Source organism: Streptosporangium canum (assembly GCF_900113865.1).
Taxonomy (GTDB): Bacteria; Actinomycetota; Actinomycetes; order Streptosporangiales; family Streptosporangiaceae; genus Streptosporangium; species Streptosporangium canum.
In genome coordinates this window covers 107,073-114,802 of record NZ_FOQY01000029.1, presented here as the reverse complement: position 1 = coordinate 114,802, position 7,730 = coordinate 107,073, and the positions used below count along the sequence as shown (strand labels likewise).

Sequence of the window (7,730 nt, the reverse complement as noted above, 5' to 3'; positions counted from 1 at the left end):
GCCCATCAACACCGCCACCACCCCCACCGTCATCGCCGTCTTCAACAACGCCTTCGACGGCGGAACCACCCCCCTGTCCTTCTAACCCCCACCACCACAACCACCTGACCCCAACCCGAACCCATCAACCCCCGACCCGACCCCGAACACTGACCCCCGACCCCCGACCCCCGACCACCTGTGCCGGACCGCCCCCCACGGTCCGGCACAGGCATTTCCCATATGAGCTGACTGCGGACCGTCGCACCACGAATGTCAGGGAGCGAATTTCAGGCGCCGCCAGGGGGTCGGCATCCGAGCGTCGTCCCCGACGCCCCGGCGGCTCGGAACGGGCGGCTGCCGCATGGACCGGGAACGGTCGGCCCAGGCGGACGGCCCCGCCTCCGCAACGACGGCCGGAGACGCGCGCGCGAGCACGACGGCGATGAGCGCCGCCAGTTCCTCAGGTGTCGGATTCCCGTGTACCACCCGCAGGAGCGGCCTCTCGCCCATGCCATACCTCCCGGTTACGCCCTGTCAGGAGGGTCACCTCCGGGCACGGTCGAGCACAACTCCCTGAATGCGGACTGCGTCGGCACCGAACCCCTCCGGGGTATCCACAGCCGGTGAACACCGTGTGGACCCGGTCCGTCCAGGAACTCCGGCTCCGCTCCCCCGCCGCTCACCGGCTGTCGCAGTTGTGCTCCTTCTTCGCCACCGGGCCGATCTCCATGACCATGATCTACAGTGACGAGATGGTCCGGCTGCTCATGCCGTACGACAAGGGGCTTCGGCGAGAAGCCGCTCCTGGGCAGAGTGCTCCGGGAGGCCATGTGAGGCTCGGGGGCGTGCGCTCCCATCCACGGGTCGCCACATCAGTCTCACTGTTCACAGCGTTCCCAATTTGGAGTTTCTGCAGGTAAAACACTTGTCAACGGCCCATGACATCGGCATTATCTGGCGTTACGGGCCACCCTGTACCAGTCCGCAGTGCAACCCACAGGCCTGACTGGGATAGGGCGGCCCGTCCATGCCCAGACCGGCGGACTACGCGATCTTCCCGGGAGAGGGACAGGACGTCGACGCCGTGAAGACCAGCGCGGGCGGGACGTTGAGCCAGACCGGACCCAGGACGCCGACGGTGGCGAAGGTGCCCTTCAGGAGTGCGCGGAACCGCCGGAACCGCCGGAACGGCATCGCGGCCAGGGTGATGACGGTGCTGAACGTCCCGCCCACCGCGAGCACGGCCGAAACCTCGTCCAGGATGCGCTTCTGATGCTGTTCGTCGAACAGGGTCCAGGGGAGCGAGGAGACGACCGCGTCGACCCGTGTCACCCCGGCCCGTCCCAGGAATTTCCCCAGATCGCCCGCGTCGCCGGGGATCACTTCCAGCCAGGGGCGGCTACGCCGCAGATGGCGGACCATGCCGTCGTTGAGCTCGACGGCGAGCTGCCGTCCGCCCGGCGGCAGGCGACGGCGGATCGCGTCGCTGATCACGCCGCCCCCGGCCCCGAGTTCGACGACGACGGCTTCGCCGGCGTTCGGAACGACCGACGCGGCCAGGCAGGCGACGGCCTTCGAGCTGGGCGCGATCGCGCCCAGCTGGTGCGGATTACGTATGATCGCGCCGAGGAAAGTGCGGGTGTCGCCGTCGGCAGGAAGGGTTTCACGGACCATCGGCACCTTATTCCCCCAGTTGAGGGCGTTATGCCGGGTTGGTGATCCTGCTGGCCGACGATCTCCTGAACCCGGGGACCAGGCCTTCCCGTGGCGGCGCCTCCTCCCGAGCCGGTGCGTGGCTCAGGACCGGATAACCCGTTGACGATCATCGGGAGGGACGCGTCGAGCATCCGGCCGGATCGGCGACGTCTGAAACGCGTCCCGACGGAGTGTCACCACGGGGACGGCGCCGGCGGCGCGACGACCGGCGGACGATCATCGCAGGTGATGGTGTTCGGCAGCTCCCACGGGGCGAGCCAGGGCCCGGTGGTGCCGCCACCGTCGTTGCCGCCGAGGTCCGTCAGTGAGAACTCCGAGCCGGTGGACGGGAAGTTGAACGACCCGCAGTTGTTGACGCCGACCGCACCGACGTTGCGAGCGTCCACATTCTCGAAGGACGCGGCCCCCTTCACCCGGGCGCTGACCACCGAGGTGCCCGTGCCGTCGACCCTGGTGTCCTTGAAGTGGACGTTCGTGATCGAGTACAGGTCCTTCACCGGCCAGTCGCTGACCAGCATGATCGCGTTGTAGGTGCTGTCGAGGAAGTGGTTCCCGACCACCTGGATGTCCGCGTCGATGTTCTTGTCGAGAGCGTAGAACCAGATGGCCCCCAGGCCGATTCTCCAGTTCAGCTCGTAGGTGCCGGCGCGGGCCGTGGTGTTGCCGGTGATCCGCAGGTGTCCGGTGAACGCCTCGGCGCCGAAGCGGGACCCGACGTGGATGCCGCTGCCCTCACGGATCGGGTCGGCGATGAGGTTGTTGGAGACGGTGTTGTCCGTACCGCCGTAGACGGCGATGCCGTTGGCGAGGACCGGCGTCTGCACGGTGTTGTGGTCGAAGGTGTTGCCGGCGTTCGCGGTCTTCTCGGACCACATGGCGAGGCCGTCGTCGCCGGTGTTGCGGACGAAGTTGTTCGACACGACCGAGTCCGTGACGCCGGTGTGGAAGTTGAGCGCGTCGGCGATCTGGTCGACGACGACGTTGTCCGTGATCCGCAGGTTCGTCATCGGCCCGTCGAACCACATGCCCACCTTGGTGTGGCGGATGTGGAGGCCGTCGATGGTCGAGTCGGTCATCGCCCCGCCGATCCCGTTCACCTGGTCGGTGTCGATGCGCTCGCGGACGTCGCCCTCGATAGCGAAGCCGGACAGGTGGACGTTCCTGCTGCCGCCGGCCGCCGCGTCCTTGCCGTAGAAGCCGACGCCGGTGTGGACCGAGCCGTCGGGGGCCGGGGCGGGAAGGGCGACCTCGCGGCCCTTGATGATCGTGTACCAGCTTCCGGCGCCCCTGATCGTCACGTTGTCGACGATGATGTGGCGGTTCACCTGGTACGTGCCCGGCGGGAGGTAGACCTTGAGGTGCTTGCGCTGCGCGAAGGCGATCGCCCTGTCGAACGCGTCGGCGGAGTCACGCTTGCCGGACGGGTCGGCACCGAACGCCAGCACGTTCGCCGCGACGAGGTCGACGTGCGGGCGGCCGACGAGCTCCGAATCGAGCAGGTCGATGACCGTCCACGCGGCGTTGCTCCCGGCGGGGACCGTGAGCCGTACCTTGTCGCCCGCACGGTACGTCCGGCCGAGCAGGAGGCGCTGCTCGTCGTAGAAGTGGCTCGGCCGGAACGGCGTCGTGATCATCGGAGGCGGTGTCGTGGCAGCGGGCACACAGGCGCACTCGGTGATCCACCATTCGGGGTGCAGCAGCCCGGCGTTCGGGTCGTTCGAGAACGGATACTGGTTGTACAGCCACGCGTACTGCGACGTGAGGGTCATGGTCTTCCTGCCCCCGCCGTTCACCGTGACTCCGAGCGGCGCGGTGATGCCGCCGCCGCCGGGCGCGTCCGGGATGCTGTAGCGCACGGTGATCGCGTTGGCCGCGCCCGGCAGCGTGAACTCGACGTGCTGCCCCGGTGCCAGCTTGACCGCCTTACGGCCGGACGCCTCCGCCGGCAGCGTGTACGCGGAGCGGTCCGGACCGATGATCGCGCCATCCGTCGCGGCGTTCTCCGCCTCCTGCTCGGCGAAGCCGACGTCCGCGCCCCGGCCCGCGACGAGCGACGGGTCGAGGGCGGCGCGCGTCACGACGGGAACGGCGCGCGTCGCGGCGAGAGTCGAGGCGGGCGTCGAGGCGCCGGCCGCGCCTGTGCCAGCGAATGCGGTGCCGGTGAGTGCGGTGCCGGCGAGTGCTGCGCCGGTGAGTGCGGTGCCGGCGAGTGCTGTGCCGGTGAGTGCGGTGCCGCCGGGCACGACGCCGAGGCCGAGGGTGAGGGCGGCCGTGGTCACCGCGGCGATCGCCACCGCGCCCCTCCGCGGTGGCCTGCTGGACCACCTCGCCACAGCTCCTGTGATGCTCCGTGACATCGAGTGCTCGTTTCTCTCGGGGGGCGGACCCCCTGAAGACGCCCGGGGCAGAGCGGCGCCATGAGGGTGAGGTGACATTAGGACCCCCACCCTCCGTTCCACAAGGGCTCTGCGAAACAGTTTCGCAATCTTGCTTTGTAGCTGCGATATCTCTTTTTCTTCTTGCATTGTTCACGCGAGTCGTTGCACACCTTCCGCACTGCGCGACCAGGCGCGACACGGAGAACCACGGGCGCGCAATCGTCACCCCTCACCCGTACGGCCGGTCGACGGCACTCCGGATCCGCGCCGAGGATGCGGTCTCAGGACGCCGCGTCCCCGGCGAAGCGCATACAGCCGGCCGGGGAACCGGGGTCGTGTCGGTCTGCCTCCACGGACTACGCCTCGGACACCTTCGCCTACGTAGTCGACGGCAAACCGGTCGTCCGGTTCGGCCCGCGAGCCCCGGACTCACGGTCGGGCAGCGATCCGGACCGCTTCATCGCGGAGATGCGCCAGGCAGGACTGGACCGCGATCATGACATAGCCGGTGGGCGATCGTTGCCAGGTCGCGCCAGTCGTACCAGGCGGTCTTGCCGCGTTTGAGAAGCTTGCGGGCGGGGTGGCGGGATGCCCGGACGCGGACGGTCGCCTCCGGCTTACGGGGCCGGGCCGCAGCGTCGGCGATGGTGATGCGCTCGGCCTTGTCCATGCGGAGCACCCCCAGATACGCAGAAAGGCCCTCGGCATCATGTGCCTGAGGGCCTCTACTGGACGATCACTGCTTTTTATACCAGCTCACGGGGTTAAATGCCGATTTCGGCGTGTCGCGATGCGGTGTTTCGTCCTGCGAGAGCGTAGAGCTGGTCGGCGAACTCGACCGCCTGCTCCGGGGACATGCGGGGTTCGGTGCCGACGTAGAAGATTACGACGTCGCCGTTTCGGGACGTCATGGCAGCGAAAGGAAGCGTATGGGAGGTGGTCATGATGGGAACCATCTTCCCCTACCGCACCGACAATTCGCGAGGCGTTATGCCCGGCGGGCGCGGACGTCGTCCCGGCGGCGACCAGGACACCGCAGCGGCGCGCCCCGGTCTTCTTGCGGGAGGCGGCCTGCTCGCCGGCGAGATCCTTGCATGTCTGCGCGGTGTGGTCGGCTCCGCGCCGGCGGCATTCGGCACCGGCGGACCGGCCGTCGGCGAGGACCTCGTACAGCTCGCAGAGCCGTACACACGGGATGCCTTCCAGGTGGCGGGCGGCTTTCGCGGTCTCCGTCAGCAGCGCCTCGCAGCGCCGGGCGAGGTACAGGACTTCGTGGCCGGCGTCTGCTCCGCCGAGTTCGCCGTCGCGGATCATCGGCTCGGGTTCCAGGGCGAGGATGGCGTCGAGGTGGACGGGCAGGATCGTGCAGGCCTGCATGAGGACCTGGCCATCCCTGCGGCGGCGGGACGTGCTGGTGCCGGATCCGTAACCGGGCGACCGTACGGACCCGCTCCTCCCACGACACGAGCGTGGCCAGGACCAGCCGCAGCAGCTCGTCAGCGCCGAGCGACAGCGGTACCGGAACGGTCTTCGACATGGAGACGATCGGTCCGCCGGCGGTCGTGGCGAACGTCGTGTCGAGGCGTTGGTGGACGCGGACGGACAACAATGGAAAGCCCTGCTATCCGGAAAGGTGCGATAGACAAGCACTGATGCACAAACTCAATGGTCTGTGATCAGATGACCCCCTATACTCGATCAAGACCCTGAATAATCCCCACCTTCAGAGGCTGTCCATGACAGAGGCGCACACGATCGCACAACTTCCACAGGAAGTGAAAACGGCTCAACGGCTCATATGGATTCAATCGACGGTGGGGATAGTGGCCATCACGCTTCGAATCGGCCTCATCGTCACTGAGACATACCCCTCATGGCAGTCACTGCTGCCACCCCTAGGTCTCTTGACCCTCATACTCCCCCTACTACTCGGAGTATTGGCAGCGAGTTTTCTTTCTCGCAAGAAATGGACACAGACCACTACCTTCATAACCGAAGGTGTCGCTGTATTCCTAGTTTTGTTATTTGGTCTACGTGACCTCAGCACACTGGTCAGTCTTATTCTGGGGATCGTGGCGGTCTTTTGGTTGACCCGACCCGCCGCATTGTTCTGGTTCAATCGCTGAGCAGCGCTCCACGCCCCCTGATCTTCTCGTCTGCCGTCCCCCACCCCGGAGGAGGAGCGGGCCGGGAGGGAGGGGCAAGTCCGGCTTCGTGTGTCCATGTGCCCGATGATCTTCCTGGCGCACTGGTTGGCCTGCGTGCACAGCTGGGCTTACGCCGGAGGAGTCGGTCTGCTGAGCTCTGCCTGGGCGATGGCGGGCAAGACGATCAGGGCTCTACCTCAGCCTGCTGCTACGGGTTGGCCGTGTCGTGGACCGTCTCGGCGTCGGAGTCACCCGCCGAAGGCGCTCACATCGGTGAGTCGGCCGTAGGCGGCAAGTCCAGCACGGGGTTACTCCGGCCTCTGGCTCCACCGCTTGTGACGCTCCAGAGCATGCAACAGGTCCTGCTCCACCTGGCTTGAGCTGGGGGAGGACAACGCGTCCTCAAGAATGCGGGCGGGGGCGGAACCATCGATCCAGTTCTCCAGCAGGACATACCAATCCGCGCCGTGACCCGACTGTACGCGGAAATCCTCGACCAACCACGCCATGTGCAGTGCTGCGGCCTCGTTGCCGGCGTTGGACTCCCATTCGGCCAGGTAGTCACACAGATCGAGTTTGAGATTTTCCGCGATGATTTCAATCATCATCATGACGTCGACATCGCGCGGGTAGTGGTGCAGAGTGAGCCACCACCATGCGTTGACGACGGCCACCATGGCATCTTTTTCATCCTGCGGCCAGCCGTGCCAGTAAGCGCCGACCTTAATCGTGAGGCTGTCGGCATGAAGGAAGCCGTCGAGCTCCTCGCTGATCAGCAGTTCCAGTAAGCGGGGAAGGTAGTACTTGAAGTCCTCGATGTCACCCCAGGTAGACAGGGCGTTCCATGCGTAAGGCTCCAGGGCTGATGCGCTGAGGGCCCGGAGCGGTACCGCACGTGCCGCTTGAACGCTTTCAGGGGCCACACAGTGGTCACATACATCGATCTTGTCCGGAAGCGGGTAGCGCGAAAAGGTCTCATAGAGACGCTCCAGAGCCATACCAAGATCAGAATCCGCCCCCATACGTCGGATGATATTGCCCTTCCATCCATGGGCGACACCATGATTCGCAGAGGAGAGCGCAGCGGTCGGCACCAACGCGAAGGGCGGCGTAGCGGTTGGGCTGACGGTCGCAGTGGCAGGCGGCAGCGCACACCACCGGCGGCGGGTCCGTTCGGCGCGGCGGACGCCCGGTACGGCGTACATCGTGCTCTCGCTCCTGGTCGGCCACCGGAACACGGTGGTCACGGAGACGGTCTACAGGAAGCAGATTCGCCCGATGCTCCTGCAGGGTGCGGAGGCCATGGACGACATCTTCAAGAGTTAGTCACTCACGCCCCGTTCCGAAGATCAGGAACGAGGCGTTCTGGCTGGTGGGCACTACTGGGTTCGAACTGGTGGCATCTCGCTTGCAAGGCGATCCGAGCAGGAGCGCGGCCAGGGCGGTCCCGGCACTGACCCGGGCGTACGGTCCATGACCGCACGCCGTTGTCCGGCCTCGTCCGGGG

The 7,730-nt window shown here is 66.6% G+C and carries 6 protein-coding genes and 1 pseudogene; 1 reads left to right on the top strand and 6 read right to left on the bottom strand.

Annotation, left to right across the window (positions count from 1 at the left end; translation table 11 throughout):
- Positions 1-255: 255 nt before the first annotated feature.
- From BM085_RS32140 to BM085_RS32125, 3 genes are all read right to left on the bottom strand, one after another.
- Positions 256-492: an acyl-CoA carboxylase subunit epsilon gene (locus BM085_RS32140; RefSeq protein ID WP_093890572.1), complete on the bottom strand. Its 237-nt coding sequence runs from the start codon at positions 490-492 to the stop codon at positions 256-258.
- Between the two features lie 534 nt (positions 493-1,026).
- On the bottom strand, positions 1,027-1,656 hold the full coding sequence (locus BM085_RS32130; protein ID WP_093890570.1) for a class I SAM-dependent methyltransferase: 630 nt from the start codon (positions 1,654-1,656) through the stop codon (positions 1,027-1,029).
- A 215-nt stretch (positions 1,657-1,871) separates the two neighbouring features.
- On the bottom strand, positions 1,872-3,992 hold the full coding sequence (locus BM085_RS32125; RefSeq protein WP_093890569.1) for a glycosyl hydrolase family 28-related protein: 2,121 nt from the start codon (positions 3,990-3,992) through the stop codon (positions 1,872-1,874).
- A gap of 357 nt (positions 3,993-4,349) precedes the next feature.
- Here BM085_RS32125 and BM085_RS46350 point away from each other — a divergent pair.
- Positions 4,350-4,517: pseudogene (locus tag BM085_RS46350) on the top strand (hypothetical protein); the annotation flags it as partial.
- Between the two features lie 16 nt (positions 4,518-4,533).
- On the opposite strand, the gene BM085_RS43640 reads toward BM085_RS46350, so the two are convergent.
- The 3 genes from BM085_RS43640 to BM085_RS32115 form a co-directional block, all read right to left on the bottom strand.
- The gene (locus BM085_RS43640; RefSeq protein ID WP_143121160.1) at positions 4,534-4,746 is read right to left on the bottom strand and encodes a hypothetical protein; all 213 of its coding nucleotides are present in this window, start codon (positions 4,744-4,746) and stop codon (positions 4,534-4,536) included.
- An 86-nt stretch (positions 4,747-4,832) separates the two neighbouring features.
- Entirely contained in the window at positions 4,833-5,453 is a 621-nt protein-coding gene (locus BM085_RS43635; RefSeq protein WP_143121159.1) for a hypothetical protein, read from the bottom strand.
- A 1,078-nt stretch (positions 5,454-6,531) separates the two neighbouring features.
- A complete protein-coding gene (locus BM085_RS32115; protein ID WP_143121158.1) occupies positions 6,532-7,428 on the bottom strand; it encodes a hypothetical protein in 897 nt (298 codons plus the stop codon).
- Positions 7,429-7,730 lie beyond the last annotated feature (302 nt).